The sequence below is a fragment of the Streptomyces sp. NPDC006872 genome (assembly GCF_040635845.1).
Lineage (GTDB): Bacteria > Actinomycetota > Actinomycetes > Streptomycetales > Streptomycetaceae > Streptomyces.
Genome location: NZ_JBEYIL010000018.1, coordinates 122,528 through 148,698 on the forward strand (window position 1 = coordinate 122,528; position 26,171 = coordinate 148,698).

Sequence of the window (26,171 nt, forward strand, 5' to 3'; positions counted from 1 at the left end):
CAGTGCACGCATTCTCGCGCCCCGCCGCGCGCCCCACCCGGCGCTCCCTGCTGGCCCTCGCGGCCACCGCACCCGTGACCGCCGCCTCCCTCGCCGCGGCCCCGGTCGCCGCCGCGTCCGACGTGGCGGTCGGCGGCGCGCGGCTCGTCGCCGACGGCGTCCAGGTGAACGGGGGCGCCGCGCTGCCGAAGAAGCTCACCGCCCGGGCCTGGCTGCTCGCCGATCAGGACAGCGGGGAGGTGCTCGCCTCCTACCGTGCGCATCTGCGCGTCGCGCCCGCCTCCACGCTGAAGATGCTGTTCGCGGACACCCTGTTGGGCAGCTTCGAGCGCACCGAGCGCTACACCGTGACCGATGCCGACCTGGCCGGCATCCCGTCCGGCTCCTCTCTCGTCGGCGTCAAGGCGGGCGTCACCTACACCGTCGAGCAGTTGTGGCAGGGCGTGTTCCTGCGCTCGGGCAACGACGCCGTGCAGGTGCTCGCCCGGATGAACGGCGGGGTGGCGAAGACGGTCGCCCAGATGCAGGCCAGGGCGGTCGACCTCCAGGCGTTGGACACGCGTGTCGTCAGCCCCGACGGCTACGACCACGAGGGCCAGTCGTCCTCCGCCTACGACCTCGCCCTGTTCGCCCGGCACGGTCTGAAGAACGCCGACTTCCGCGCCTACTGCGGCACGAAGACCGCCCGCTTTCCGGCCGGGGGCACAAAGACCTTCGCGATCGAGAACACCGACCGGCTGCTGTCCGGCACCTACGGGGTGACGCCGTACCCGGGCATGATCGGTGTGAAGAACGGCTACACCAGCAACGCGGGCAACACCTTCACGGGTGCCGCGACCCGCGCCGGCCGCACCCTCGTCGTGGTGGTGCTGCATCCGAAGAGCGGCCACAACGCCGTCTACGAGGAGACGGCCGCGCTGCTCGACTGGGGCTTCGCACAAGGGAGTTCGGCGCGACCGGTGGGCACGCTGGTCGAGGCGCTGAGCGAGGGCGGGACGAAGGCGACGCCCTCGGGGGAGGCCCCGCCGGCCGGAGCGCAGGGTGCGGCGGCGAGCGACGGCGGGGGCGGCTGGGGGGTGCTCGGCGGAGCCGCGGGGGTGGTCGCACTGGTCGCGGGCGGCGCGTTCGCGCTACGCAGGCGTCGCACTCGTGAAGCACCTGAAGTGTCTGACGCACCTGACGCACCTGAAGTGCCTGACGCACCTGAAATACCTAACGTGCCTGAAGTGCCTGAGGCACCTGAAGTGTCTGAGGCGCCGGCCCCGGAGAGTGCTCGGGACTGATGGTGCGGCAGCCGTCCCGCGACGCCGGTGCTTTCCTCGCGGTCCCTTGCGAGGTCCACCCCCACCCGTGTCGCGGGACGGCTGCCCCTCCCCCCTCGGTGTGGCCTGTGGCCGTTCCTTGCGGAACTGTCGTGCCTCAAGTGTGAAGTTCTCGTGTAGAAGAGTTGAGCATAAGTCCGCTACCGGCGGCAATGGTGCGGACGGCGAAACTCCGCTTGTGCAGGTTGTGAACCCGCCGGCGTCAGCCGCGCCCCACGTACGGCATCGCCGTCGCCAGCACCGTCGCGAACTGGATGTTCGCCTCCAGCGGCAGCTCCGCCATGTGCCGCACCGTGCGCGCCACATCGGCGACGTCCATCACCGGCTCCGGCGCGATCTCGCCGCTGGCCTGCAGCGCGCCGGTCTGCATCCGCGCCGTCATGTCGGTCGCCGCGTTGCCGATGTCGATCTGCCCGACGGCGATGTCGTACGCCCGCCCGTCCAGCGAGAGGGACTTCGTCAGTCCGGTGAGGGCGTGCTTGGTCGCCGTGTAGGGCGCCGAGAGCGGCCGGGGCGTGTGCGCGGAGATGGAGCCGTTGTTGATGATGCGTCCGCCGCGCGGATCCTGCTCCTTCATCTGCCGGTAGGCCCCCTGCGCGCACAGGAACGCCCCGTTGAGGTTGGTGTCCACCACGTGCCGCCAGGCGTCGTAGGGGAGTTCCTCGAACGGCACGCCGCCCGGCCCGAACGTGCCCGCGTTGTTGAACAGCAGGTCCAGTCGCCCGAACCGCTCGCGCACGGCCTCGAAGAGGGCCGTCACCTCCGCCGGGCGTGAGACGTCCGTCCGCACGGCGAGACTCGGGGCGTCGGGCGCCAGCGCGGCCGTCCCCTCCAGGGTCTCGGCGCGCCGCCCGGCCAGCGCCACCGACCAGCCCGCGCGCAGCAGTTCGACCGCCACCGCCCGCCCGATGCCGGACCCGGCGCCCGTGACGACCGCGATCCTCGTCCGTTCAGCACTCTGCTTGGCATTCATGGCTCCGCAGCATACGGAGCATACGGAAGCCGCCGGTCCGTCATCGGACTGTTGTGTACGCGCCAACCTGGGGATGCTCCCAGGACGTTCCGGACGACTCGAATGCCTGGTGCACCCATTTCTCAGGGGAGGACCGGAATGACGCCCGAACTCCGCGCCACCGCCCGCCACCTAGGCCGCCGCCGCTTCCTCACCACCTCCGCCGCGGCCGCCGCGCTCGCCTTCACGGTGAACCTGCCCGCCGCCGGCGCCGCGGCCGCCGCCGAACTCGACCCGGCCCGGCTCACCGACGACCCCTTCACCCTCGGCGTCGCCTCCGGCGACCCCCTGCCCGGCTCCGTCCTCCTCTGGACGCGCCTCGCGCCCGCCCCCTACCAGGCCGACGGCGGACTGCCCGCCGAACGCGTCACCGTGCACTGGGAACTGGCCCGCGACGAGACCTTCCGCCGGCCCGTCAGGCGCGGCACCGCGCTCGCGCACCCCGAGTTCGGCCACAGCGTGCACGTCCAGGTCGACGGCCTCGACGAGAACCGCGTGTACTACTACCGCTTCAGGGCCGGCGCCTGGATCAGCCGCACCGGCCGCACCCGCACCGCCCCCGGCCCCGGCGCGAAGACGTCCGCCCTCACCTTCGGCCTGGTCTCCTGCCAGCGCTACGACCAGGGTTACTACACCGCTTACCGGCATCTCGCCGAGGACGACGTCGACCTCGTCCTGCACCTCGGCGACTACCTCTACGAGTACGCCGTCAGCGGCGTCGGCGGCGCCCGCGCCTACCCGGCCGGGACCGTGCCGGCCGTCTACAACCACGAGATGACGACCCTCGACGACTACCGCCTCAAGTACGCCCTCTACAAGTCCGACCCCGACCTGCTGGCCGCGCACGCCGCCCACCCCTTCGTCGTCACCTGGGACGACCACGAGACGGAGAACAACTACGCGGGCGCGGTGTCGGAGAACGACGCCCCGGCCGAGGAGTTCCTCGTCCGCCGGGCCGCCGCCTACCGCGCCTACTGGGAGAACCAGCCGCTGCGCCGCCCCCAGCTCCCCGACGGCCCCGACCTGCGGCTCTACCGGCGCCTGAACTGGGGCCGGCTCGCGCAGTTCGACGTCCTCGACACCCGCCAGTACCGCTCCGACCAGGCCTACGGCGACGGCTGGCAGCTGCCCGGACCCGAGTCCCAGGACCCGGCCCGCACCCTCACCGGCGCCGCCCAGGAGCGGTGGCTGATCGACGGCTGGCGCCGCTCGCGCGCCCTGTGGAACGTGGTCCCGCAGCAGGTCACCTTCGCCCAGCGGTACAACTCCACCGCCGTGCCCTCCCCGGTCTCCATGGACTCCTGGGACGGCTACCCGGCCTCCCGGACACGGATCCTGGCGGGTGCGGAGGCGGCAGGCGTGGAGAACCTGATGGTCCTCACCGGGGACGTCCATGTGCACTACGGCTTCGACATCAAGCGGGACTTCGCCGACCAGACGTCGAAGACGCTAGGCACCGAGATCGTCACCTCGTCGATCTCCAGCGGCGGCAACGGCTCGGCGAAGCCCGCCAACTGGGCCACCTTCATGGCCGCCAACCCGCACCTGAAGTTCTACAACGGCCTGCGCGGCTACGCGACGGTCGCCCTCGGCCGCGAAGCCGCCCGCGCCGACTTCAAGACCGTCCCCTACGTCACCACCCAGGGAGCCCCCCTCACCACGGCCGCGTCCTTCGTCACCGAGATCGGCAACCAGGGCCTCGAGCCGGCCTAGCAGCCGGGCGACCCCACGAAAAACGACCGGACCCCGGCCCGCGGGAGGGTGAGAAGCCTGCAGCGGCGTGGAAAGCCGGTTGTCGGGGTCACGGAATGCCTTGCGAGTGGTCGCATGCATGGGGTTCGGCGCCACCTCCGAAGGCCGAGTCCGGACTCATCGGCCGGCCGGCGGCCAGGCGTCGCCCCAGTCGGCGTCCCTGGCCGCCTTGTACAGGTCCCCGTGCTTCTTCGTCACCGTCGTCCGGCTCAGCCGCTGCTCGGTCTCGCACAGGTCGAGCAGCACCTGGCCCTTGCGGATCTGCGGTCGTCGGACCACCCGGGAGGGGGTCGGGGAGACCGGGAAGCGGGCGGCGGCGACATAGCTGAACTTCTCGTCCTCGTAGGGCAGCGAACCGCCCTTGACCTGCCGGTGCAGCGAGGAGCGGCTGACCCGCGCCGAGAAGTGGCACCAGTCCGAGCCGGGCACGATCGGACAGCCCGCGCTGTGCGGACAGGGCGCGGCGATGCGGAAACCGGCGGCGATCAGCCGGTCCCGGGCCTCGATCACCCGCGCGTAGCCGTCCGGAGTGCCCGGCTCGACGATCACCACGGCCTGCGCGGCCGACGCGGCGGCGTCCACCAGGGCGGCCCGGTCGACGGCGGACAGCTCGTTGAGGACATAGGAGACGGTCACCAGGTCGGTGGCCTCCAACGCGAGCGACGAGCCGATCCGGGCACGCTGCCAGCGCGCGTCGCGAAGCTCCGGGTTCGCCGCGGCGACCTCACGGCCGAGCGCGAGGGCGGGCTCCGCCCAGTCGAGGACGGTCACCGGACGCGCCCCGCCCCAGACGGCGTTCACCGCCCAGGTCGCCGCGCCCGTGCCGCCGCCGACGTCCACCTGCCCGCCCGGCGTCCACTCGGGCGCAGTGTCCGCGAACGCCTCCAGCGCGGAACGCACCGCCTCGAACGTCGCCGGCATCCGGTACGCGGCATAGGCGGCCACGTCCGCGCGGTCGCGCAGGATCGGCGCGTCGGTCGGGGTGGCGCCCCGGTAACTGGCGATGAGCCGCTCGACGGCCTGCGCGGCCTGCTTGGGCGGCAGCCCGTCGAGCAGCTCCGTCAGAGCGCCACGGAGAACCTCGGAAACGGATACGGAGACGTTCACCCACCGATTTTCTCAGGTCGCGGCCACTGCCCTCACCGCACCGCCATCGCCATCCGCGTACCCGCCAGCGCCCGGGGCGAGCTGTCCGGCGGCCTGCGCACCGGATGGACCGTGTTCGCCAGCAGGACCACGAACGTGTCCGTCGCCGGGTCCAGCACCAGCGAGGTCCCCGTGAAGCCCGTGTGCCCCGCCGCGCCCTCGCCCGCCAGCTCGCCCATGAACCACGGCTGGTCCACCGCGAAGCCCAGCCCCGGCGGGGTCAGCAGCAGCTCCACGAAGTCGGGGCCGAGGATGCGGGCGGGACCGTACGAGCCGCCCGCCAGCAGGGTCCGGCAGAACACGGCCAGGTCCGGGCCGGTCGAGAACAGGCCCGCGTGACCGGCCACCCCGCCCAGCGCCCAGGCGTTCTCGTCGTGCACCACGCCCCGCAGCATCCCCCGGTCCGTCTTGGCCCACGGCCGCCGCTGGTGCTCGGTGGCCGCCGCGCCCGGGCAGGGCCCGAAGTCGGTCGAGGTCATCCCCAGCGGCCGGGTGATCCCCTCGTGCACGAGGACGTCGAGCGTGCGCGCGGTCAGCCGCTCCAGCAGCTGCTGGAGCAGCAGCATGTTCAGATCGGAGTACACATACGTGCCCGCCTCGCCGACCGGCGTCTCCGCGCGCAGCAGCCGCATCCGCTCCGCGTCGTCCGCGCAGTCGTACAGCGGCAGCTCGGGACGGAGCCCGGAGGTGTGGGTGAGGAGCTGGCGGACCGTGATGTCGTGGGCGGCGGCCGCCCGGAAGTCGGGCAGATAGGCGCCGACCCGCGCATCGATGCCGAGGGTGCCGCGCTCGATCTGCTGCACCGCCGCGACCGACGTGAACAGCTTGGTGAGGGACGCCAGGTCGAACGGCGTGTCGACGGTCATCGGGACCCGCTGCGCCGGCGGCAGCTCCACGCCCGCGTCGGCCGCCGGGTCGTACGCCGAGTACCGCACCGCCCAGCCCACCGCCTCCCGCACGGCGATCACCGCACCGCGCCCGGCCACCACGACGGCGCCCGGCGCCCAGGGCCGGTCGCCGGCGGTGAGGTCCACGACGTCACGTACGAGGAGCCGCGTCTCCTCGGGGTCGAGCCCGGCCCGCTCCGGTGTGTCGACGCGCAGTCTCGGTGCGCTCAGCTCTCTGCTCCCTCCGGCCCCGAATTCGTCCAGGGACGGCACATAACCACGAAGCAGGCCATAGCCACCAGTACGGCGGTCAACTGGACGACGGCCATCGGGACGGCGGTGTGCTCGCCGGCGATCCCGACGAGCGGCGAGGCGATCGCGCCGATGAGGAACGAGGACGTGCCGAGGAGCGCGGAGGCGGAGCCGGCCGAGTGCCGCACCCGCATCAGGGCGAGGGTCTGGGCGTTCGGCATGGTGACGCCCATCGCGGACATCAGCACGAACAGCGCGACGGCCACCGGGGCCAGCCCGACCTCGCCGAACACGCCCGTCGTCATCAGCAGCAGGGCCGTCGCGGCCAGCACGACCACCGTCAGCCCGACGGCCAGCACCTTGTCCAGCCGGACCCGCCCCACAAGCACCTTGCCGTTGATCTGGCCGACCACCACCAGCCCGATCGAGTTCACCCCGAACAGCAGGCCGAACGTCTGCGGGGAGGCGCCGTAGATCTCCTGGACCACGAACGGCGAGGCGGAGATGTACGCGAACAGCGCGGCGAAGGTGAAGCCGCCCGTCAGCATGTAACCGGTGAAGCGCAGATCGGCCAGGAGCCTGCGCATCGAGCGCAGGGCCTCGCCGACCCCGCCCTTGTGCCGCCGCGCGACGGGCAACGTCTCCGGGAGCCTGGTCCACACGACCCCGGCCAGCAGCAGCCCCACCACGGTGAGGAGGACGAAGACGCCCCGCCAGTCCGTGGCCCGCAGGATCTGCGCGCCGATCAGCGGCGCCACGATCGGGGCGACCCCGGAGATCAGCATCAGAGTGGAGAAGAACCGGGCCATCGCCACGCCGTCGTACAGATCGCGCACGATCGCCCGGGCGATCACGATGGCGCCCGCGCCCGCGAGCCCCTGCAGCAGCCGGAACGCGACCAGCAGCTCGATCGTCGGCGCCAGCGCGCACAGCGCGGTCGCCACCACGTACACGGCGAGTCCGGCGAGCAGCGGTCGCCGCCGCCCCCACCGGTCGCTCATCGGGCCGACCACCATCTGCCCCAGCGCCATCCCGGCCAGACAGGCGGTCAGCGTGAGCTGCACGGTCGCGGCGGGCGCGTGCAGGGAGCGGGTGACGTCCGGCAGCGCCGGCAGATACATGTCCATCGACAGCGGGGGAGTGGCGGTCAGCCCGCCGAGGACGAGCGTGACGAGGAGCCCGGCCCGACGCCGGTCGCGCGACGGCGCGGCCACGGCCGACTCCGACGACACCCTGGGTTCGGGTTCGGCCCCACCCTTCGGCAACATGCCGCCCCTCCCTCTCCGACCCATCCGCCACCTATGCTCTCAGCTCGAACACACTGCTGGGACGTATGCGAGGGCGGAGCGGGGTATGACGACGGACACGGTGCGATGGGGGATCCTGGCGACCGGCGGGATCGCCGGAGCGTTCACGGCCGACCTGATCGACCTGCCCGACGCGGAGGTCGTCGCGGTCGCCTCGCGCACCGACGCCTCCGCGAAGGCGTTCGCCGAACGCTTCGGCATATCCCGGGCCTACGGCGACTGGGCCGCCCTCGCGGCCGACGAGGACATCGACGTCGTCTACGTGGCCACCCCGCACGCCGCCCACCGCGAGGCCGCGGGCCTCTGCCTGGAGGCCGGGCGCAACGTCCTGTGCGAGAAGGCGTTCACGCTGAACGTGCGCGAGGCCGAGGAACTCGTCGCGCTGGCCCGCGACAACGGCCGCTTCCTGATGGAGGCCATGTGGATGTACTGCAGCCCGGTCGTCCGCCGCCTCAAGGCCCTCGTCGACGACGGCGCGATCGGCGAGGTCCGCACCGTGCAGGCCGACTTCGGCCTCGAAGGCCCCTTCCCGCCCTCGCACCGGCTGCGCGACCCCGCCCAGGGCGGCGGCGCCCTCCTCGACCTCGGCGTCTACCCGGTCTCCTTCGCCCAGCTCCTGCTCGGCGAACCGTCCGGCATCGCCGCCCAGGCTGTCCTGTCCGCCGAGGGCGTCGACCTCCAGACCGCGCTGGCCCTGTCCTGGGACTCCGGCGCGCTCGCCGCCCTGCACTGCTCCCTCACGGGCGGCACGGGCACCACCGCCTCCGTCACCGGCTCGCGCGGCCGCATCGACATCCCGTCCGGCTTCTTCCACCCCGACCGCTTCGTCCTGCACCGCGCCGGCCGCGACCCCGAGGAGTTCACCGCCGACCCGGCCGACGGACCCCGCACGACCTTCCGCCACGAGGCCCGCGAGGTCATGCGCGCGCTGCGGGCCGGCGAGACGGAGTCCCCGATGATCCCCCTCGACGGCAGCCTCGCGGTCATGCGGACGCTGGACGCCGTCCGGGAGCAGATCGGGGTCCGCTACCCGGGCGAGGACGCGTAACCGCTCCCTCGCCCCCTCACCGGCGAGACGTCCCGTCTCACCCCTCGGCGCCGTTGGTACCGTCGACCCATGGTCACCCAGTCCGGAAAGCCGGCCCCCGACACCACCCGACGCAGCGAGCGGTCGCGGCGCGCCATCTACGCCGCGGCCCTCGCCCTCGTCGCGGAGGCCGGCTACCCGAAGACCACCATCGAGGGCATCGCCGCCCGCGCCGGAGTGGGCAAGCAGACCATCTACCGGTGGTGGGGATCGAAGGCCGACGTCCTCCTGGAGGCCTTCCTCGACCTCAGCGAACAGGCGGCGCGGGACGCCGGCGCCTCGGACGAGGAGCCGTACGTCATCCCCGACACCGGCGACCTCGCCGCCGACATCAAGGCCGTGCTGCGCGCCACCGTCGACCAGCTGACGGACCCCAGATTCGAGGCGCCCTCCCGCGCCCTGGCCGCCGAGGGCGTCGTCAACGAACAGGTCGGCCGCGAGTTCACGGCCAAGCTCATGGAACCGTCCATCCAGCTGTACGTGGACCGGCTGCGCGCCGCCCAGGAGGCCGGCCAGGTCCGCGCCGACCTCGACCCGCGCATCGCCCTCGAGTTCTTCATCTCCCCGCTCGCCCAGCGCTGGCTCCAGTACACGGGCCCGATCACCTACGAGTACACGGACACCCTGGTCGACTACGCCCTGCACGGCCTGGCCCCACGCTGACCCGTGCCGACCTTCGTCGACCGCAGGGCCACATGAACCCCTCTGGCCCCACCCGTCCCACCTGCCCCGATTCACGGCTACGGCCCCCCGATGCGCAGGATGGTGGGACGATGAGGCATGCTGTCCGCACCACAGCGAGGCGAGGGGACAGATGAGCGCGGAGTTCGGCGGCCGGACCGGCCTGTGGGGCAAACTCTCGGACTGGCTGCGCGCGAGCGGCCCGACGGAGGCCGCCGACGACAGCGGCCGTGAGGCCCTGCTGCTGGCCGCCGCGGGAGCGGGACTGCCGCTCTCACCCGCCGCCCACCCGGCCCCCGGCTACCGCTGCTCCTGCGACCGGGTCGGCTGTCCGACCCCCGCCCGGCACCCGGTGTCCTTCGCCTGGCAGACGCAGTCCACCACCGACCGCGCCCAGATCGAACGCTGGGCCCGGCACCAGCCGCAGGCCAACTTCATCACCGCCACCGGCATGACGCACGACGTCCTCGACGTGCCCCTGGAAGCGGGCCGGTCGGCTCTCGAGCGGCTGGTCGACGCCGGTATCGAGGTCGGCCCGGTGGCCGAGAGCGACGACGGCCGCCTGCTCTTCTTCACCCTCACCCGTGGCACCCCCGAGGACGAGGACGAGTGGTGGCCCTGTGAGCTGGACTGCCACCCCGAGACCATGGACGAACACCCCGGCCTGCGCTGGCACTGCCGAGGCTCCTACGTCCTGATCCCCCCGGCCCGCCTCCCGGGAGACGACGGCCGGTCGGTCCGCTGGCTGCGGGGCCCCGAGCACGCTCTCCCGGACCCCCTGACCCTCCTGGAGACCCTGACGGACGCCTGCGCCCGGCACGGAGCCCAACAGGACCACGCAACCTCGGGATGGCAGCGCTTCTAGCGCTCAGGGGCGCGGGGAACCGCGCGACCAGCCCCCACGCACCCGCAGACGAAACGCGACCTACTCGCCCTTCGCCCCGGTCAGCCCCTCCAGCCGGCTCAGCATCGACACCTTGCCGTCCCCCGACCCCTTCGCCGGTGCGAGGGCGACCTCGTTCGCGACGAACTCCATGGTCAGCGACTGCTTCGTCTCACCGGTGGTCAACGCCTGCACGTTCTTGTTCGGCGTAGGCACCGCCGCCCCCGGCGCGGCCGTCTGCTTCATGTAGTGGTGGGTGGTGAAGAACACCACCGCACCCCCGTCGACCGTGCGCAACGCCAGCGGCGCATACTCGCCGTCCGTCAACTCCTCGTCGATGTACTGCGTGACGAGCCCCGGCTTGGTGGCGTTCTTCTCCCGCGCGGCGCGCATCTCGTCGGTGTACGCGCCGTTCGCGAACGCGCCCTGGCCGCTCCGCAGATACGCCGTGTAGTCCTTGCTCAGGTCCTCGGGCGCCAGCGCCAGTTCGGCGGTGTCCGCCGGCACGGCCTCGGCGAGGCCGTCCTTGTCCTTCTTGAACTCCGGCATCGAGCCCGCCGCGACGAACGTCAGATACGTCGCCTGCCACGGCTGCGACAGCTCGCTCCGGGTGAAGACCAGCAGCCAGCGCGAGTCGCCGCCCTTGTTGCCCTTCGCGTCGGCGACGAACCAGCGCGGCCAGCCCGCCTTCTCGGGGATCGTGTACTTCACGTCCGACAGCACCAGCGGCGTGTGCTCCGGGTTGCCGCCCGGGTTGTTGACCCGCCCCGCCTTCAGCCGCGCCCCGTCGATGATCCCTAGGGCGCCGGCGGTGTACTCGGCGTCGAGGGAGGCGTCGAACGCCGCGTCCGCCTTGTTGTATGCGGCCGTGAACTGTTCGACCGCCTTCACGGCCTCTCCCTGGGTGGCCCCCGGGAGCACCTCGAGCTCCCCGTGGACCACCACACAGCCGCTCGCGGTGAGCGAGACGGCGGTGAGCGAGGCCGCTATGAGTGCGTACCGGTCACGCCTGCGGAGCCTTCGACGCTGCGGAACCCCGGTCGTCAGGCTGCGTTCCCTGGTCATCAGGTGACTTCACCCTCCCCTTCCCGGAGGCGAACCCTACCGGGGCGAGGAACAGCGCGAGCGTCGGGACCAGGTACAGCAGCCACACCGTGACCTGGACGACCGTCGGATCCGGCTGGAAGTTGAACACGCCCTTCAGCAGCGTGCCGTACCAGCTGTCCGGCGGGATCGTGTCGCTGATGTCGAACGCCTTGTCCGTCAACCCCGGCACCCAGTCGGCCTCCTGGAGGTCGTGGACGCCGTACGCCAGCACGCCCGCGGCCACGACGACGAGCATGCCGCCGGTCCAGGTGAAGAACTTGGCCAGGTTGATCCGCAGCGCGCCCCGGTAGAACAGCCAGCCCAGCAGGACCGCCGTGGCCAGGCCCAGCGCCACGCCGATCAGCGGGCGCGGGCTGCCGTCGCCGGCCGCGTGCACCGACGCCCACACGAACAGGGCCGTCTCCAGGCCCTCCCGGCCGACGGCGAGGAACGCGGTGGCGACCAGCGCGCCGGTGCCCATCGCCAGGGCCGCGTCCAACTTGCCGTGCAGTTCGGTCTTCAGGTGCCGGGCCGTGCGCCGCATCCAGAAGACCATCCAGGTCACGAGCCCGACCGCGAGGATCGACAGCGAGCCGCCGAGCGCCTCCTGCGCCTCGAACGTCAGCTCCTGGGAGCCGAATTCGAGGACGCAGCCGAAGCCCAGCGCGAGCAGCACCGCGACGGCGATACCGGTCCACACCGGCTTCAGCGCGTCCCGGCGGTCGGTCTTCACCAGATAGGCGATGAGGATGCAGACGACGAGCGAGGCCTCCAGGCCCTCCCGCAGTCCGATCAGGTAGTTGGAGAACACGGGCTACGCCTCCTTGGCGAACAGCGTCCGGCCCCACCAGTCGTCCTTGTCGCGGACGCCCGGCGGGACGGCGAAGACGGCCGAACCCACGTGCTGGATGTACTCGTTGAGCGCGTCGGTGGCGAGATTGCGCTGGACGCGGACGAACCCCTCGCGCACATCACGCTGGTAGGCGAGGAAGAACAGCCCCGCCTCCAGCCGGCCCAGGCCGTCGGTGCCGTCGGTGAAGGAGTAGCCGCGGCGCAGGAGCGTCGCCCCGTGGTTGGAGTCCGGGTGGGCGAGCCGTACGTGCGCGTCGGGCTTCATCGCCTTCAGGAACGGCTCGTCGCGCTCCTTGGCCTTGCCCACGGGAGCGCCCTCGCCCTTGTCCCGGCCGAAGATGTCCTCCTGCTCCTGCAGCGAGGTGCGGTCCCAGGTCTCGATGTGCATGCGGATGCGCCGGGCGACCAGGTAGGACCCGCCGGTCATCCACTGCGGCCCGTCCTTCTCGCCGACCCACACGAACTTCTTCAGCCGGTCGGTCTCGGTGCCCGCGATGTTGCGGGTGCCGTCCTTGAAGCCCATCAGGTTGCGCGGGGTCTGCGCCTCGGGCGTCGTGGACGAGGTCTTGCCGAAGCCGAGCTGCGACCAGCGCACGACGACCTTGCCCATGCCGATCCTGGCCAGGTTGCGGATCGCGTGCACGGCGACCTGGGGGTCGTCCGCGCAGGCCTGGACGCACAGGTCGCCGCCCGAGCGGGCCGCGTCGAGGGCGTCTCCGGCGAACTGGGGCAGGTCGATCAGGGCCGTGGGCCGCTGAGCCGCGAGCCCGAACCTGGTGAACAGCGACGGCCCGAAGCCGACCGTGAGCGTCAGTCGCGAGGGCTTCAGCCCCAGGGCCTCGCCGGTGTCGTCCGGCGGCGCCTCGGCGAGACCGCCGTACGCGCCGTCCCCGACCGTCTTGCCGGCCGTCATCCGCCGTGCCGCCTCGGTCCAGTCCTTCAACAGCTGGACGAACTCGGTGCGGTCGTCGGTCTGCACGTCGAACGCGGCGAAATGCAGCCGGTCCTGCACGGGCGTGGCGATGCCCGCCTGGTAGGCGCCGTGGAACTCGACTGCGGCGCCGGTGTCGGCGGCCGTCGGGTCGACGTCGTCGCCGGAACGGGTCATGGCGACCGCCCCGCCGGCCGCGGCGGCGCCGAGCGCGAGCCCGGCCCCGCCCCAGCCGATCAGCGAGCGCCGGGAGGGAGTGTCCGTCATGGTCGTCCCCTTACTTCGCGACGGCGGCGGCGAGCTTGGACAGCGGCTCGGCGAGCGCGTTGACCGCGTCCGACAGCTTCTTGCGGTCGGCGGCGCTCACCTTGTCGTAGGAGGTGAACTCGTACGACGACGTGTTCGGACGGTAGGTGTCCAGCAGCGCGTTCAGCGCGGCGAACTGCTTGTCCAGTTCGGTGACCAGAGCCGCGTCGTTCTCCTTCGCGACCGGCTTGAGCAGCTCGTACGACTCCTGCGCGCCCTCGACGTTGGCCTTGAAGTCGACGAGGTCGGTGTGCGAGTAGCGGTCCTCCTCACCGGTGATCTTGCCGGTGGCGACCTCGTCGAGGAGTTCCTTGGCGCCGTTGGCCATGGAGGTGGGGGTGATCTCGGCCTTGCCGACCCGCTTCTGCCAGTCGGTCAGGTCGGTGGTGAGCTGGTCGGCGAGGGTCTTGTCCTCGGCGGTGATCTTCTTGTCCTGCCAGAGGGACTTCTCCAGCCGGTGCCAGCCGGTCCACTTCTGGCCGGCCTCCAGGCCGTCGGCGCGGGTGTCGACCAGCGGGTCGATGTCGCCGAACGACTCCGCCACCGGCTCGGTGCGCTCCCAGCCGATGCGGGAGGGGGCGTAGGCCGCCTTCGCGGCCTCTATGTTCCCGGCCTTGATCGCGGCCACGAAGGTCGCGACCCTGGGCAGCGTCTCGTCGGCCTGCTCCTGCGCGTACTTGCGGTAGGCGGCCACGGCCTTGTCCAGGCGGGGGTCGCGCTTGGCGACGGAGCCGCCGGTGACCTTGAGGTCCTGGCGGATGCCGTCGCCCTTCATGCCCGGCTTGCAGGCGATCTCGTAGTCGCCGGCCTTCACCTCGGCGGTGACCCGCTGCTTGGTGCCGGGGCCGATGTTCTCGCGCTCGCTGACGACCCGGTCGTCCGGGAAGAGGATGTAGACCTCGGTGACCTTGGAGCCCTTGTTCTCGATGGCGAGTTCGACGTGCCCGGCGGAGATCTCCTTCTTGGAGGTCTCGCACTTGGCGTCCGTGGCGGTCACGCTGATGACCCGGTCGCCGTCTTTCGAGTCGCTCTTCGAGGTGCAGCCAGTGACGGCGGTCAGTGCGGTCACAGCGGTAACGGCGGTGACGACGGACAGTCTGACGGCTCGCATTCAGGCTCCCAGCGGTGGCTGAAAAATCACGTGACAGGGCTCACACGGATTGGTGAGGCTCGCCTAACTTATCCAAGGCTTACCTGTGTAATACAGGCCCGTGCCGTGATTCAGCTCTCATAAATGCCCTAAGGGCACGAGCCGATCACGGTGACTCAAAACGGACCCCAAGGAAGAGTCAAAGGAGATTCAAAGATTCCGCTTCGGGGTCACGAGAACGGCTCCGGTGCGGGGGTGCGCAAGCACCTCGACGGGCTGGTCGTAGACCTCGGACAGCAGCCCCTCGGTGAACACCTCGCCCGGCGGACCGTCCGCGGCGACCCGCCCGGCGCACAGAATCGCGACCCGGTGCGCGTAGGCGGCCGCAAGCCCCAGATCGTGCAGCACGACGACCACGGCGTCCCCCGCGCCCGCCCGCTCCCGGCACAACCGCAGCACCAGCTCCTGATGCTTCAGGTCCAGGGCGGCGGTCGGCTCGTCCAGCAGCAGCAGCGGGGTGCGCTGCGCGAGCACCCGCGCCAGTGCGACACGGGCCCGCTCGCCGCCGCTCAACGCGGAGAACGGCCGCCCGGCGAACGCGCTCACCTCGGTCACGGCCATCGCCTCCCGCACCACGAGGTCGTCCTCGGCGGGCGAGGAGGCATGCGGCGCCCGACCCATCCGCACGACCTCCTCCACGACGAACGGGAACGACAGCACCGCCGCCTGCGGCAGCACGGCCCGCCGCAGGGCCAATTCCGGCGCACTCCACTCACCGGCGGCCCGCCCCTGGATCCGTACGACCCCCTCGGAGGCGGGCAGATCGGCAGCGAGCGCCCCGAGCAACGTCGATTTCCCGGCCCCGTTGGGCCCGACGAGCGCAAGCACCTCACCGGCCCGGACGCCGACGTCGACGCCCCGCAGGACATCCCGGCCGCCGAGGCGTACGTGCAGCCCGTCGGCCTCGGCGAGAAGGTCGCCGGGGGCGACAGGCGCCAGAGGGGCCGGGCGGGTGCGGAGCAGTCTCATACGGTTCTCCTGAATAGGGGGTGAGGTAGGGGCCTGGTGTTCAGGGGTGCGCACCCGCGGTCGGCAACGAACCTCACGCCCATCCCCCCTGCCGCCGCCGCGTCCGACGCAGCAGCCAGAAGAAGAAGGGGCTGCCCAGCAGGGCGGTGAGAACGCCCAGCGGCAACTCCGCCGGAACGGCGACCGTTCGCGCCGCGAGATCCGCGGCCAACAACACCAGCGCCCCCAGCAGCGCACTCCCCGGCACCAGGAACCGATGCCCCGGCCCGGCGGCCATCCGCAGCAGATGAGGAACGACCAGGCCGACGAAGCTGATGATCCCGGAGACGCTCACCGCCGCCGCCGTGAGCAGCGCCACCACCAGGATCAGCACGATCCGCAGCCGTTCCACCTCCACCCCCAGATGCCGGGCCGGCCGCTCGCCGAGCGCCAGCAGGTCGAGCCGGCGCGAGTACAGCGGCGCCAGCGCCAGCCCGATCGCCGCACAGGGCAGCACGGCAAGCACCTTCGGCCAGGTCGCCTGGGACAGCGAACCGAGCTGCCAGAAGGTGATCTGCTGGATCGCCGCCGCATCGGCGAAGAACAGACACAGCCCGATCAGCGCGCCCGCGAACGCGTTCACGGCGATCCCGGTGAGGATCAGCGTGACCACCTCCGTACGGCCGCCGGACCGCGACATCACATACACCAGCAGGACCGTGGCGAGCCCGGCGGCGAACGCGAACGCCGACACCGTCCAGTTGCCGAGGAAGTTCAGGCCGAACGCGATCGAGGCGACCGCGCCGACCGCCGCGCCCGCGGAGATCCCGATGACGCCGGGCTCGGCGAGCGGGTTGCCGAACACGCCCTGCATCAGCGCGCCCGCGCACCCCAGCGAGGCGCCGACGAGCAGCGCGAGCACGATGCGCGGGAACCGCACGTTCCACAGCACCGACTCCGCGACCCGGTCCGACTCGCCGCCCCCGAGCCCGATCCGGTGCTGCACGGAGGACAGCACGTCTTCGACCGGGATGGGATAGGCGCCCAGCGCACCGGCCACCGGCACGAGCACGAGGAGCGCCAGGACCAGCCCGGCGGTCAACAGCGGCACGGCGCCGCGTTTCTTCGGGCCGGCCGGGGGAGCGGGAGCGGCAGGGCCGGCGGAGCCACCGGTGCCACCGGTGTCGGCGGGCTTCTCCAGGACGGTCATGGCCGAAAGCTTAGGTTAGCCTTACCTTCACCCGCTATAGCGCTCCGCCCGACCGGTGCTTCAATTCCCCGGTGACTGATTACGACGTGCTCCGTGTCTTCTGTGCGCCGAACGGCGGCTACGGCAACGAACTTGGCGTGGTCCGTGAAGGCTCGGTGCTGCCGGACCGCGAGGACCGACAGGGCCTCGCGGCGAAACTCGGCTTCAGCGAGACGGTGTTCGTCGACGACCCCGAGCGCGGGGTCATCGACATCTACACGCCCACCGTCCGTCTGCCCTTCGCGGGCTACCCGTGCGTGGGCGTCGCCTGGCTGCTCGACGTGCCCGAGCTCGTCACCCCGGCCGGCGTCGTGGGCACCCGTCTGGACGGGGAGTTCACCTGGATAGAGGCGCGCGCGGAGTGGGCCCCGCCCCGCACCTTGCGTCAGTACGCCACCGCGGCCGAGGTCGACGACCTGTCCGTGCCGTCTCCGGGCGAGTGGATATACGCCTGGGCCTGGGAGGACGAGTCCGCCGGCCGGATACGGGCCCGCGGCTTCCCGGGCCGCGGCGACGGCATAGAGGAGGACGAGGCGACGGGCGCCGCCGCGCTGCTGCTCACCGAGCGGCTCGGCCGCGCCCTGAACATCACCCAGGGCGCGGGCTCCCAGATCCTGACGGCCCCGCAGCCGTACGGCTGGGTGGAGATCGGCGGACGGGTGTTCCTGGAGCGCTGAGCCCTCCGGGCGAGGGCGGGAGGGCCGTACGGGTGGACTCGTGTGTGCGGGGGAAGGCGAGCGGGGACCACTGGGCGTGATCGCTCAGCTCCGCGAGAGGAACATCATGCGTATCCGATCCGTCCTGGCCGCAACCGTCCTGGGTATCGCCCTGACCGCCGTCGGCGCCGCGACCGCCACCGCCGACGAGGGCCCCCGGCACCACTACGACAAGGACGACGCCGTGTGCAGCCCGTACGTCGGGTTCATCGACACGGTCTCCAGCGACATCTTCTGGGAAGGTGCGCGCTGCCACCGCTCCGGACACTGACGCGGCAGACCGGCGGGGCCCCCTCCCTCACCGGGAAGAGGGGCCCCGCCCGTTCTCGTGCCGGCGATGCTCACGCCGAGAGCCGGAACTCCTCGCCCAGTGCCTGGAAGACGGCCGTGTTCAGCGAGAAGGCGCGCTTGCACTCGCTCACGATCCGCTGCTTCTCCAGGTCGTCCGCGCGCACACCGTCCAGCAGCTCCCGGTAGCCCCGCTTGAAGGCCGCCGGGTTGCCGATCTCCTCGAAGACGTAGAAGCGGACGCCGTCGCCCTTGCGCTCGAAGCCCCAGGTGCGCTCCGCCTTGTCGCGGATGATCTGCCCGCCGCTGAGGTCGCCCAGGTAGCGCGTGTAGTGGTGGGCGATGTACCCGGCCGGCCACCGCTCGGCGCACTCCCGCACCCGGGCCGCGTACGCCTCGGTCGCCGGCAGGGCCGACAGCCCCGCCCGCCATCCGGCGCCCCGCAGATGCGTGAGGTCCCGCTCCAGCGCGGCGAGCCGGAACAGCTCGGGCTGGATGAACGGCCCGGTCACCGGGTCCGAGGCCAGCCGCTCGGCGCCGGCCTCCAGTGCCTCGTACACGAACCAGAGCTGTTCGGTGTACCGGGCGTACGCGTCGACCCCGAGCCTGCCGCCGAGGAGGTCGCTCATGAACGTCGAGGTCTCGGCCTCCACATGCTGCTCGTGGGAGGCGGTGCGGATGACGGTCGAGAAGGAGTCCATGCGGTCCATGCGGCATATCCTCTAAGGTAAGGCTTGCCTAAGTCAATGCTTTTGCCGACGCCTTGTCGGTAAAAGCGTACAAGAAAAGACCCGCCCCGACAGCGGGACGGGTCTGGACGGGGCTCAGGCCGTCACGGCAGGGTGAGGATCTCCACCCCCGTGTCCGTCACCGCCAGCGTGTGCTCGAACTGGGCGGTCCGCCTGCGGTCCTTGGTCACCACGGTCCAGCCGTCGTCCCACATGTCGTAGTCATGGGTGCCGAGCGTCAGCATCGGCTCGATCGTGAAGGTCATCCCGGGCTGGATGACGGTCGTCGCGTGCGGGCTGTCGTAGTGCGGGATGATCAGCCCGGAGTGGAACGACGAGTTGATCCCGTGCCCGGTGAAGTCCCGCACCACCCCGTACCCGAACCGCTTCGCGTACGACTCGATGACCCGCCCGATGATGTTGATCTGCCGGCCGGGCCGGACCGCCTTGATCGCCCGCTCCAGCGACTCCCGGGTCCGCTCCACCAGCAGTCGCGACTCCTCGTCGACGTCCCCGACCAGGTAGGTGGCGTTGTTGTCGCCGTGCACCCCGCCGAAGTACGCGGTCACGTCCAGGTTGACGATGTCGCCGTCGCGCAGGACCGTCGAGTCCGGGATGCCGTGGCAGATGACCTCGTTGACGCTGGTGCACAGGGACTTGGGGAAGCCGCGGTAGCCGAGCGTCGACGGGTAGGCGCCGTGGTCGCACATGTACTCGTGCGCGACCTTGTCCAGCTCGTCGGTGGTGACCCCCGGCGAGATCAGCTTGGCGGCCTCCGCCATCGCCTGCGCGGCGATCCGGCCGGCCCGGCGCATCGCCTCGATCGTCTCGGGCGTCTGCACCTCCGGGCCGGTGTAGGGGGTCGGCGCGGGCTTGCCGACGTACTCCGGGCGACGGATGTTTCCGGGCACGGAACGGATGGGGGACAGCTCCCCTGGGACGAGCAGCGACTGGCCAGACATGGCAGTGAGTCTAACGAGCGGCCATGGGGGAACATGTCGATGGCGAGAGGAGCCGTCATGCCCTTGTTCAAGAAGCGGACCGTCGGCAAACCGGGCGAGTGGTACTACTGCCTGGAGCACAAGAAGGTCGAGGAGGGGCCCGAGTGCCCGGGCAAGGACCGCTTCGGCCCGTACGCGACCCGCGCGGAGGCCGAGCACGCGATGGAGACCGCCCGCGAGCGCAACCTCCAGTGGGAGAACGACCCCAAGTGGCACGACGCCCCGACGGCCGACACCACGAACGACGACTGATCACACGTCCCTGACCGGCGCGGCGGGCGCGGCGGGCGTGCCCGCGCGGCGGGCGCGCAGTCGCGCCGCGTGCTCGTTCGGCGAGTCACCAGGGGGGCGGGGGCGGGGCCGTCAGGCGTTCGGCCAGGTGGGAGAGGCGGTCGGTGAAGCGGCGGCGGCCTCTCGGGGGCGGGAGCGTCTCACCGGCGGCCGCGCTCACCAGGTGCTGCACGGTGTCGAGGTCGAGCTCGGAGCCGTCCGGCACGGGGAGCGTCTCGTGCGCCAGGGACGCCAGGTCCGGGTCTGCCTCGCCGGGGCCGAGGGTCAGGATCGTGACGCCGGCGCGGCGGGCGTCCGACACACGATCCAGGAGCGGCGCGTCCCCCGACGGCGACGCCACCAGCAGCGTCTCGCCCCGGCGCGCCGCCTCGATCCGGCCCAGGCCGACCGCGAGATGCGCCGGATCGGACGGACGGGCGTCGTGCCGTACGAGCGTCGGCGCCAGCTCCGGAGTGCCCGACCACGCGGCCTCGTCCACCAGATGCGCCGCGAGATGCCAGGGCTCGTAGCGGGCGGTGCCCACCAGCAGCAGCCCGCCCCCGTGCGACACGACCGACCCCCGCAGCACCCCGGCGAACCTCCGGGTGGCCCCCAGCCACTCGGTCCCGGCGAGCACTTCACGCAGCAGCGCGACCCGTACGGCGTCCATGCGGCCGGATACTGCACCAACCCGCCGCCGCCGTCCCGGGGTTCGCCCGTCGTTCACCCGACATGACGAAAGGCCGCTGCGCACGCCCGCGTAAAGTCGGCCCATGACCTCTACCGACAGTGCACAGAACGCCTCCGAGAGCGCCCCGGCGAAGGCCCCCGCCAAGGACCCCTGGGACCTCCCCGACGTCTCCGGACTGGTCGTCGGCGTGCTCGGCGGCACCGGCCCGCAGGGCAAGGGCCTCGCCTACCGGCTCGCCAAGGCCGGCCAGAAGGTGATCATCGGCTCGCGTGCCGCGGACCGCGCCCAGACGGCCGCCGACGAGCTCGGCCACGGCGTCGAGGGCGCCGACAACGCCGAGACCGCGCGCCGCAGCGACATCGTGATCGTCGCCGTGCCGTGGGACGGCCACGGCAAGACGCTGGAGTCCCTGCGCGAGGAGCTGGCCGGCAAGCTCGTCGTCGACTGCGTCAACCCGCTCGGCTTCGACAAGCAGGGCGCCTACGCGCTGAAGCCGGAGGAGGGCAGCGCCGCCGAGCAGGCCGCCGCCCTGCTCCCGGACTCCCGGGTCGCCGCCGCCTTCCACCACCTCTCGGCGGTCCTCCTCCAGGACCCGGCGATCGACGAGATCGACACCGATGTGATGGTGCTGGGCGAGGCACGGGCCGACGTCGAGATCGTGCAGGCGCTGGCCGGCCGTATCCCCGGCATGCGCGGCGTGTTCGCCGGGCGGCTGCGCAACGCGCACCAGGTGGAGTCGCTGGTCGCCAACCTGATCTCGGTCAACCGCCGCTACAAGGCCCACGCGGGGCTGCGCGTCACCGACGTATGAGCGCATGGGGGACACTGGACGGAGCCGGCCCAGCAGTGTCCCCCCGACAGGAGAACCTCCACCGATGCCCCGCCTCGCCCTCTACACCCTCGTCGTCTGCGTGCTCGCCGTGGCCGCGGCGGTCGTCTCCTTCGCCCAGGGCAGCTTCCTGGGAGTCGTCTGGGTGCTGCTCGCGGGCCTGTCGTCCAACATGACCTGGTACTACGTGCGCCGGGAGAAGCTCCGCAAGGCGGCCGCGGCCGCGGCCGCCGACGTCACGGGCTGACCGCGCAGAACTCGTTGGCGCCCTCCCAGAAGCGGTACAGCGACTGCCCGCAGTACGTCTCCACATCGTTGATCCCGAGGCCGCGCAGCACCGCGTCGACCGCGTCGAAGAACACGGCGTTCACCGACGGCACCCACAGCAGCGCGAAGACGAACAGCAGACCGAACGGCGCGAAGGGCTCCACCTGCCGCTTGACGTCGTACGACAGCCAGGGCTCGATGACCCCGTAGCCGTCGAGGCCCGGCACCGGCAGGAAGTTCAGGATCGCCGCCGAGACCTGGAGCAGGGCGAGGAACGCGAGCGCGAACCGGAAGTCGGCCGGCACGCCGTCCAGCGCGTCCAGCCAGAACGGCGCCGTGCACACCACCGCGAACAGCACGTTCGTCAGCGGACCGGCCGCCGAGATCAGACTGTGCCGCCACCGCCCCCGGATCCGGTCGCGCTCGATGAAGACGGCGCCGCCCGGCAGACCGATCCCGCCCATGATCACGAACAGCACCGGCAGAATGATGCTGAGCAGGGCGTGCGTGTACTTGAGCGGGTTGAGCGTCAGGTACCCCTTCGACCCGATCGAGATGTCACCGCTGTGCAGGGCGGTACGCGCGTGTGCGTACTCGTGCAGACAGAGGGAGACGATCCAGGCCGCCGTCACGAACAGGAACACCGCCACGCCCGGCTGCTCGGCGAACCCCGTCCACGTCGCCCAGCCGGTGACCGCCGTCACGGCCAGGATCCCGAGGAAGACGGGACTGATGCTCCGCTCGCCGCGGCTGGTGGCGGTGGTCATGGGGCCCCCTGAGTTCGTACGCACGTGTGGAACTGCCCGACCGTACCCGCCCCGGGCTTACAGGGAAAACGTCTTGCACACGAACATCGGTTCCGCCCCCGGCCACAGATCCGCGCCGGATCCCCGCCGGATCCGGGCCGTCCGCTCGCGCCACCCCGCCGAAACCCCGTGACCGCTTCCGATCCGACCGGAGACAATGGACCCCGTGCGCTATCGCATCCTCGGCACCACCCAGGCGATCCGTCCGGACGGCACCCCCGTCGCCGTCGGCGGGGCGCGGCTGCGCGCCCTGCTCACCGTGCTCGCGCTGCGCGCCGGGCGGAGCGTCCCCGCGGGGCTGCTGACCGAGGAGGTGTGGGCCGCGGACCCGCCCGCCGACGCGCCGGGGGCGCTCCAGGCGCTGGTCGGGCGGCTGCGCCGGGCCCTCGGGGCGGGCGCGATCGAATCCGCCGAGGGCGGCTACCGGCTGGCCGCCGCCCCCGAGGACGTCGACCTGCACCGCTTCGAGCGGCTGACCGGCGACGGCGTCCGCGCCCTCGCCGATGACGACCCCGCCAAGGCCGCCGTCCTCCTCGACGACGCCCTCGCCCTGTGGCACGGTCCGGCACTCGCCGACCTGCCCGACCGCACCGCCGAGGCGGCCCGTTGGGAGGCCCGCCGCCTCGACGCGCTGCGCGCCCGGCACACCGCCGCGATCGCCCTGGGCCAGGCCGAGCAGGCGCTGCCCGAACTCACCGCCCTGTGCGACGCCCATCCCCTGGACGAGTCCCTCCAGGTGCTACGGCTGCGCGCCCTGCGCGACGCGGGCCGCACGGCGCAGGCGCTGGTCGCGTACGACGCCGTACGCCGACTGCTGGCCGACCGCCTCGGCACCGACCCCGGCCACGAACTGCGTTCCCTGCACGCGGAGTTGCTCAGCCCGGACGACGCCCCGGGAAGCCCGCCGGAGACGCCCTCGATACCGCGGGCGCCGCACCTCCCGCAGCTTTCGCAGTCCCCGCAGTCCCCGCCCCCCGGCAACCTCCGGGCCCGCCTCACCTCCTTCGTCGGCCGGGAGGACGACATCGAGGCCATCCGCGGCGACCTCGCGAGCGCACGGCTCGTCACGCTGCTCGGGCCCGGCGGGGCGGGCAAGACCCGGCTGTCGCAGGAGGCCGCCGAGGCCGTACGGGACACCGCGAGCGACACCGCGCGGGACGGCGTCTGGCTGGCCGAACTCGCGCCCGTCGCCGACCCGGACGCCGTGCCGCAGGCCGTCCTGACCGCCGTCGGAGCCCGCGAGACCGTGCTGTACGGCGCCGGCGCCGAGGAGATGCGGGTGGGCGCCGACCGCTACGACGACCCCGTGGAACGCCTGGTCGAGCACTGCGCCCGGCGCCGCATGCTGATCATCCTCGACAACTGCGAGCACGTCGTCGAGGCCGCCGCCCGGCTCGTCGAGGAGCTGCTGGCGCGCTGCCCCCAGGTGACGGTGCTGGCCACCAGCCGGGAGCCCCTCGGCGTGCCCGGGGAGTTGCTGCGCCCGCTGGATCCGCTGCCGGAGCCGGTCGCGCTGCGGCTGCTCGCCGACCGGGGCGCGGCCGCCCGCCCCGGCTTCCGCACCGAGGACGACCCCGAGGCCTGCGCCGAGATCTGCAGCCGCCTGGACGGTCTGCCCCTCGCCATCGAGCTGGCCGCCGCCCGGCTGCGGATGCTGACGCCCCGCCAGATCGCCGACCGGCTCGACGACCGCTTCCGCCTCCTCACCAACGGCAGCCGCACGGTCCTGCCCCGCCAGCAGACCCTGCGGGCCGTCGTCGACTGGTCCTGGGACCTGCTCGACGAGGACGAACGCGACGTCCTGGCCCGCCTGTCGGTCTTCGCCCGCGGCTGCGACCTCACCGCCGTCGAGGCCGTGTGCGACCCCCCGGACCAGTACAGCCCCGACGCCCACGACCCCCCCGACCCCACCGACGCCCGCGGCGGCGGGGACGGCGGCGGTGGCGGGGACGCCGGCAGCGGCTGGGACGGTCGCAGTGGCCTAGGCGCCGGCAGTGGCCGGGACGTTCGCAGTGGCTGGGACGCCGACAGTTCCCGGGGCACAGGGAGCGGCCGGGACGTCGGCAGTGTCCTCGGGGCTCGTGGCCGTCTCGGCGCTCGCAGTGCTCTCGACTCCCTTGCCTCGCTGGTCGACAAGTCGCTCGTCGTCGCCGCGCCCGCGCCCGACGGCGACATGCGCTACCGGCTGCTGGAGACCGTCGCCGAGTACGCGGGCGAGCGGCTCGACGAGTCGGGCCGGCGGGAGGCGGCCGAGCGCGCGCATCTCGTCCACTACCGCGAACTCGCCCGTACCACCGAGCCGTTGCTGCGCGGCCCCGGACAGCGCGCCGCCATCGACCGCTTCCAGCTGGAGTACGAGAACCTGCGCACCGCGCTGCGCCGCGCCGTCGCCGCGCGCGACGAACAGGAAGCGCTCAGCCTGACCCTGTCCCTCGTCTGGTACTGGCAGATGCGCGACCTGCGCATCGAGGCCGGATCCTGGTGCCAGGAGGTCATGGCCCTCGGCCCCGACCCCTTCGCCGAGCCCCTGCGGCGGGCCGCCCCGGTGTGGCAGCCCCTCACCGCCGCCCCGCCGCCGCTCACCGGCGAGGCCCTCGCGGAGGCCCGCCGCGGCGTCCACCTGACCCATCTCGCCTGTATGGAAACCGAGTTGGACGCCTGGCAGACTCCGGCCGCGCAAGCCAAGATGCGTCTGATCGCCGAGACGTACGAGCCCGGTCTCCCGCAGACCTGCCGGGTGCCCGGTCTGTATTGGTTCTTCGCCGTGATGATGACCGACCTGGACCGCATCCGCACCATCGTCGACGCCAACGTCGACACCTGCCGCCGGGCGCCCGGCCACGAGTGGGAGCTCGCCGCCTGTCTGCAGATGCGCGCCAACATCCTCGCCAACCGCGCCGACTGGGCGGAGAACGCCTTCCGTGACGCGGACGAGTGCCTGGAGATCTTCCGGCGCCTCGGCGACGAATGGGGCACCGCCGAGGCGCTCTCCGCCCGCGCCGAGGCGCACGAGCGGCTGGGCGCCTACCGCAAGGCCGCCGACGACTACCAGGACGCCATGGAGCACGCCGAACGGCTCGGCGCCCGGGCCCAGTTGGCCGTCCTCGCCGCCCGGCTGGGCAGCGTGCTGCTGGAGGTCGGCGAGGAGGAGCGGGCCGAGCGTCTGCTGCGCGACGTCATCGACGGTCCGGACCACGCCGGAACCGAGGCCGTCCCCGCCGCCCGTCTCTTCCTGGCCAGCTGGCTCGGCATCAGCGGGCACCGGGTCGAGGCACGCGAGCAACTCCGTTTGCTGCGCGCGGACTTCACCCGCGGGCGCGGCATCCTCTTCGACGCCTTCATTTTGAGCGCGGAGGCCTGTCTGGACGCGATCGACGACCGCGACGAGGAGGCGCTGCCCCGCATCCGCGTCGCCCTGGAACGCGCCACGGACCCGCTGCCCATCGCCGTCGCCCCGCACCTGCGGTCCTTCTACCTCTTCATCGCCGCCACCGCCCTCGGCGGTGTGGACGGCGGCAGCCGGGCCGCCGACGGCGCCCGCTGCCTGGGAGCCGCGGACCGTCTGCAGCCGCCGCGTCATGTGTCCCCGCGCATGGAGCGCGAGGTGCGCGACGTGGCCATGGCCAGGATCCGCGCCGCGCTCTCCGAGCGGGACTTCGAGACGGCATACGCCGAGGGCGGCGGCCTCTCCTACGAGGAGGCCGCCGCCCTGGTGTAGAGCGCC

25 protein-coding genes are annotated in these 26,171 nt (G+C 72.3%); 11 read left to right on the plus strand and 14 right to left on the minus strand.

Annotated elements, in window-relative coordinates; translation table 11 throughout:
• Window positions 1-2 precede the first annotated feature (2 nt).
• Window positions 3-1,283 (plus strand): serine hydrolase, encoded by a 1,281-nt coding sequence (locus ABZ725_RS39995; protein ID WP_358807294.1) that lies wholly within the window; start codon window positions 3-5, stop codon window positions 1,281-1,283.
• A gap of 241 nt (window positions 1,284-1,524) precedes the next feature.
• On the opposite strand, the gene ABZ725_RS40000 is transcribed toward ABZ725_RS39995, so the two are convergent.
• The gene (locus ABZ725_RS40000; RefSeq protein WP_358807295.1) at window positions 1,525-2,295 is read right to left on the minus strand and encodes an SDR family oxidoreductase; all 771 of its coding nucleotides are present in this window, start codon (window positions 2,293-2,295) and stop codon (window positions 1,525-1,527) included.
• A 138-nt stretch (window positions 2,296-2,433) separates the two neighbouring features.
• Here ABZ725_RS40000 and ABZ725_RS40005 point away from each other — a divergent pair, with 138 nt between their 5' ends.
• Window positions 2,434-4,047, plus strand: a complete 1,614-nt coding sequence (locus tag ABZ725_RS40005; protein ID WP_358807296.1) for an alkaline phosphatase D family protein — start codon at window positions 2,434-2,436, stop codon at window positions 4,045-4,047.
• A gap of 156 nt (window positions 4,048-4,203) precedes the next feature.
• Here the strand turns inward: ABZ725_RS40005 and ABZ725_RS40010 are convergent, their stop codons facing one another.
• The 3 genes from ABZ725_RS40010 to ABZ725_RS40020 are packed head-to-tail and all read right to left on the minus strand — an operon-like array spanning window position 4,204 to window position 7,636.
• Entirely contained in the window at window positions 4,204-5,193 is a 990-nt protein-coding gene (locus ABZ725_RS40010) for a small ribosomal subunit Rsm22 family protein (RefSeq protein WP_358807297.1), read from the minus strand.
• A gap of 32 nt (window positions 5,194-5,225) precedes the next feature.
• Window positions 5,226-6,392 (minus strand): serine hydrolase domain-containing protein, encoded by a 1,167-nt coding sequence (locus ABZ725_RS40015; protein WP_358807298.1) that lies wholly within the window; start codon window positions 6,390-6,392, stop codon window positions 5,226-5,228.
• A complete protein-coding gene (locus ABZ725_RS40020) occupies window positions 6,347-7,636 on the minus strand; it encodes a multidrug effflux MFS transporter (protein WP_358807381.1) in 1,290 nt (429 codons plus the stop codon). Before ABZ725_RS40020 ends, ABZ725_RS40015 begins: the two co-directional genes overlap by 46 nt.
• An 88-nt stretch (window positions 7,637-7,724) precedes the next feature.
• Here ABZ725_RS40020 and ABZ725_RS40025 point away from each other — a divergent pair, with 88 nt between their 5' ends.
• From ABZ725_RS40025 to ABZ725_RS40035, 3 genes are all read left to right on the plus strand, one after another.
• Complete coding sequence (locus ABZ725_RS40025) at window positions 7,725-8,726, plus strand: Gfo/Idh/MocA family oxidoreductase (RefSeq protein WP_351916681.1); 1,002 nt, start codon at window positions 7,725-7,727, stop codon at window positions 8,724-8,726.
• A 69-nt stretch (window positions 8,727-8,795) separates the two neighbouring features.
• Window positions 8,796-9,428 (plus strand): TetR/AcrR family transcriptional regulator, encoded by a 633-nt coding sequence (locus ABZ725_RS40030; protein WP_358807299.1) that lies wholly within the window; start codon window positions 8,796-8,798, stop codon window positions 9,426-9,428.
• Between the two features lie 151 nt (window positions 9,429-9,579).
• Window positions 9,580-10,311, plus strand: a complete 732-nt coding sequence (locus tag ABZ725_RS40035) for a bifunctional DNA primase/polymerase (protein WP_358807300.1) — start codon at window positions 9,580-9,582, stop codon at window positions 10,309-10,311.
• Window positions 10,312-10,371: 60 nt separating this feature from the next.
• Here ABZ725_RS40035 and ABZ725_RS40040 read toward each other — a convergent pair whose 3' ends face one another.
• The 6 genes from ABZ725_RS40040 to ABZ725_RS40065 all read right to left on the minus strand — a co-directional run bounded on the left by ABZ725_RS40040 (window position 10,372) and on the right by ABZ725_RS40065 (window position 16,812).
• Window positions 10,372-11,394, minus strand: a complete 1,023-nt coding sequence (locus ABZ725_RS40040; RefSeq protein WP_358807301.1) for a hypothetical protein — start codon at window positions 11,392-11,394, stop codon at window positions 10,372-10,374.
• Entirely contained in the window at window positions 11,333-12,226 is an 894-nt protein-coding gene (gene efeU, locus ABZ725_RS40045) for an iron uptake transporter permease EfeU (protein WP_358807302.1), read from the minus strand. The genes ABZ725_RS40040 and efeU overlap by 62 nt, the downstream gene beginning before the upstream one ends.
• Before the next feature lie 3 nt (window positions 12,227-12,229).
• On the minus strand, window positions 12,230-13,465 hold the full coding sequence (gene efeB / locus ABZ725_RS40050) for an iron uptake transporter deferrochelatase/peroxidase subunit (RefSeq protein ID WP_358807303.1): 1,236 nt from the start codon (window positions 13,463-13,465) through the stop codon (window positions 12,230-12,232).
• 10 nt (window positions 13,466-13,475) lie between these two features.
• Entirely contained in the window at window positions 13,476-14,615 is a 1,140-nt protein-coding gene (gene efeO / locus ABZ725_RS40055; RefSeq protein WP_358807304.1) for an iron uptake system protein EfeO, read from the minus strand.
• A 189-nt stretch (window positions 14,616-14,804) separates the two neighbouring features.
• Window positions 14,805-15,623: a heme ABC transporter ATP-binding protein gene (locus ABZ725_RS40060; protein ID WP_358807305.1), complete on the minus strand. Its 819-nt coding sequence runs from the start codon at window positions 15,621-15,623 to the stop codon at window positions 14,805-14,807.
• Between the two features lie 73 nt (window positions 15,624-15,696).
• On the minus strand, window positions 15,697-16,812 hold the full coding sequence (locus ABZ725_RS40065; RefSeq protein ID WP_358807306.1) for an iron ABC transporter permease: 1,116 nt from the start codon (window positions 16,810-16,812) through the stop codon (window positions 15,697-15,699).
• Window positions 16,813-16,883: 71 nt separating this feature from the next.
• Here ABZ725_RS40065 and ABZ725_RS40070 point away from each other — a divergent pair, with 71 nt between their 5' ends.
• A complete protein-coding gene (locus ABZ725_RS40070; protein WP_358807307.1) occupies window positions 16,884-17,528 on the plus strand; it encodes a PhzF family phenazine biosynthesis protein in 645 nt (214 codons plus the stop codon).
• A gap of 106 nt (window positions 17,529-17,634) precedes the next feature.
• The gene (locus ABZ725_RS40075) at window positions 17,635-17,838 is read left to right on the plus strand and encodes a hypothetical protein (RefSeq protein ID WP_358807308.1); all 204 of its coding nucleotides are present in this window, start codon (window positions 17,635-17,637) and stop codon (window positions 17,836-17,838) included.
• Window positions 17,839-17,908: 70 nt separating this feature from the next.
• Here the strand turns inward: ABZ725_RS40075 and ABZ725_RS40080 are convergent, their stop codons facing one another.
• Window positions 17,909-18,556: a biliverdin-producing heme oxygenase gene (locus ABZ725_RS40080; protein WP_358807382.1), complete on the minus strand. Its 648-nt coding sequence runs from the start codon at window positions 18,554-18,556 to the stop codon at window positions 17,909-17,911.
• Window positions 18,557-18,687: 131 nt separating this feature from the next.
• Window positions 18,688-19,545: a type I methionyl aminopeptidase gene (gene map / locus ABZ725_RS40085; protein WP_358807309.1), complete on the minus strand. Its 858-nt coding sequence runs from the start codon at window positions 19,543-19,545 to the stop codon at window positions 18,688-18,690.
• A 57-nt stretch (window positions 19,546-19,602) separates the two neighbouring features.
• On the opposite strand from map, the gene ABZ725_RS40090 reads away from it, so the two are divergent.
• Window positions 19,603-19,836, plus strand: a complete 234-nt coding sequence (locus ABZ725_RS40090) for a hypothetical protein (protein WP_358807310.1) — start codon at window positions 19,603-19,605, stop codon at window positions 19,834-19,836.
• 85 nt (window positions 19,837-19,921) lie between these two features.
• Here ABZ725_RS40090 and ABZ725_RS40095 read toward each other — a convergent pair whose 3' ends face one another.
• Window positions 19,922-20,524 carry a hypothetical protein gene (locus ABZ725_RS40095; protein ID WP_351916656.1) on the minus strand — a complete coding sequence of 201 codons (603 nt, stop codon included), beginning with the start codon at window positions 20,522-20,524 and terminating at the stop codon, window positions 19,922-19,924.
• A 103-nt stretch (window positions 20,525-20,627) separates the two neighbouring features.
• On the opposite strand from ABZ725_RS40095, the gene npdG reads away from it, so the two are divergent.
• Together npdG and ABZ725_RS40105 are read left to right on the plus strand one after the other, a co-directional pair.
• Entirely contained in the window at window positions 20,628-21,356 is a 729-nt protein-coding gene (npdG, locus tag ABZ725_RS40100) for an NADPH-dependent F420 reductase (RefSeq protein WP_358807311.1), read from the plus strand.
• 4 nt (window positions 21,357-21,360) lie between these two features.
• The gene (locus ABZ725_RS40105) at window positions 21,361-21,621 is read left to right on the plus strand and encodes a hypothetical protein (RefSeq protein WP_358807312.1); all 261 of its coding nucleotides are present in this window, start codon (window positions 21,361-21,363) and stop codon (window positions 21,619-21,621) included.
• Here ABZ725_RS40105 and ABZ725_RS40110 read toward each other — a convergent pair.
• Window positions 21,611-22,408 (minus strand): site-2 protease family protein, encoded by a 798-nt coding sequence (locus tag ABZ725_RS40110; protein WP_358807313.1) that lies wholly within the window; start codon window positions 22,406-22,408, stop codon window positions 21,611-21,613. The two genes, ABZ725_RS40105 and ABZ725_RS40110, sit on opposite strands and share 11 nt — an antisense overlap.
• 196 nt (window positions 22,409-22,604) lie before the next feature.
• On the opposite strand from ABZ725_RS40110, the gene ABZ725_RS40115 reads away from it, so the two are divergent.
• Window positions 22,605-26,165: a BTAD domain-containing putative transcriptional regulator gene (locus ABZ725_RS40115; RefSeq protein ID WP_358807314.1), complete on the plus strand. Its 3,561-nt coding sequence runs from the start codon at window positions 22,605-22,607 to the stop codon at window positions 26,163-26,165.
• Window positions 26,166-26,171: the final 6 nt, after the last annotated feature.

What these genes read in the sequence shown, in the direction of transcription:
- ABZ725_RS40005 (WP_358807296.1), top strand. Translation starts at nt 2,434, where the DNA reads ATGACGCCCGAACTCCGCGCCACCGCCCGCCACCTAGGCCGCCGCCGC.
- ABZ725_RS40040 (WP_358807301.1), bottom strand. Translation starts at nt 11,394, where the DNA reads ATGACCAGGGAACGCAGCCTGACGACCGGGGTTCCGCAGCGTCGAAGG.
- efeB (WP_358807303.1), bottom strand. Translation starts at nt 13,465, where the DNA reads ATGACGGACACTCCCTCCCGGCGCTCGCTGATCGGCTGGGGCGGGGCC.
- ABZ725_RS40065 (WP_358807306.1), bottom strand. Translation starts at nt 16,812, where the DNA reads ATGACCGTCCTGGAGAAGCCCGCCGACACCGGTGGCACCGGTGGCTCC.
- ABZ725_RS40060 (WP_358807305.1), bottom strand. Translation starts at nt 15,623, where the DNA reads ATGAGACTGCTCCGCACCCGCCCGGCCCCTCTGGCGCCTGTCGCCCCC.
- ABZ725_RS40075 (WP_358807308.1), top strand. Translation starts at nt 17,635, where the DNA reads ATGCGTATCCGATCCGTCCTGGCCGCAACCGTCCTGGGTATCGCCCTG.
- map (WP_358807309.1), bottom strand. Translation starts at nt 19,545, where the DNA reads ATGTCTGGCCAGTCGCTGCTCGTCCCAGGGGAGCTGTCCCCCATCCGT.
- efeO (WP_358807304.1), bottom strand. Translation starts at nt 14,615, where the DNA reads ATGCGAGCCGTCAGACTGTCCGTCGTCACCGCCGTTACCGCTGTGACC.
- ABZ725_RS40110 (WP_358807313.1), bottom strand. Translation starts at nt 22,408, where the DNA reads ATGACCACCGCCACCAGCCGCGGCGAGCGGAGCATCAGTCCCGTCTTC.
- ABZ725_RS40030 (WP_358807299.1), top strand. Translation starts at nt 8,796, where the DNA reads ATGGTCACCCAGTCCGGAAAGCCGGCCCCCGACACCACCCGACGCAGC.
- ABZ725_RS40095 (WP_351916656.1), bottom strand. Translation starts at nt 20,524, where the DNA reads ATGGACGCCGTACGGGTCGCGCTGCTGCGTGAAGTGCTCGCCGGGACC.
- ABZ725_RS40035 (WP_358807300.1), top strand. Translation starts at nt 9,580, where the DNA reads ATGAGCGCGGAGTTCGGCGGCCGGACCGGCCTGTGGGGCAAACTCTCG.
- ABZ725_RS40115 (WP_358807314.1), top strand. Translation starts at nt 22,605, where the DNA reads ATGGACCCCGTGCGCTATCGCATCCTCGGCACCACCCAGGCGATCCGT.
- ABZ725_RS40090 (WP_358807310.1), top strand. Translation starts at nt 19,603, where the DNA reads ATGCCCTTGTTCAAGAAGCGGACCGTCGGCAAACCGGGCGAGTGGTAC.
- ABZ725_RS40080 (WP_358807382.1), bottom strand. Translation starts at nt 18,556, where the DNA reads ATGGACTCCTTCTCGACCGTCATCCGCACCGCCTCCCACGAGCAGCAT.
- ABZ725_RS40105 (WP_358807312.1), top strand. Translation starts at nt 21,361, where the DNA reads ATGGGGGACACTGGACGGAGCCGGCCCAGCAGTGTCCCCCCGACAGGA.
- npdG (WP_358807311.1), top strand. Translation starts at nt 20,628, where the DNA reads ATGACCTCTACCGACAGTGCACAGAACGCCTCCGAGAGCGCCCCGGCG.
- ABZ725_RS40025 (WP_351916681.1), top strand. Translation starts at nt 7,725, where the DNA reads ATGACGACGGACACGGTGCGATGGGGGATCCTGGCGACCGGCGGGATC.
- ABZ725_RS40000 (WP_358807295.1), bottom strand. Translation starts at nt 2,295, where the DNA reads ATGAATGCCAAGCAGAGTGCTGAACGGACGAGGATCGCGGTCGTCACG.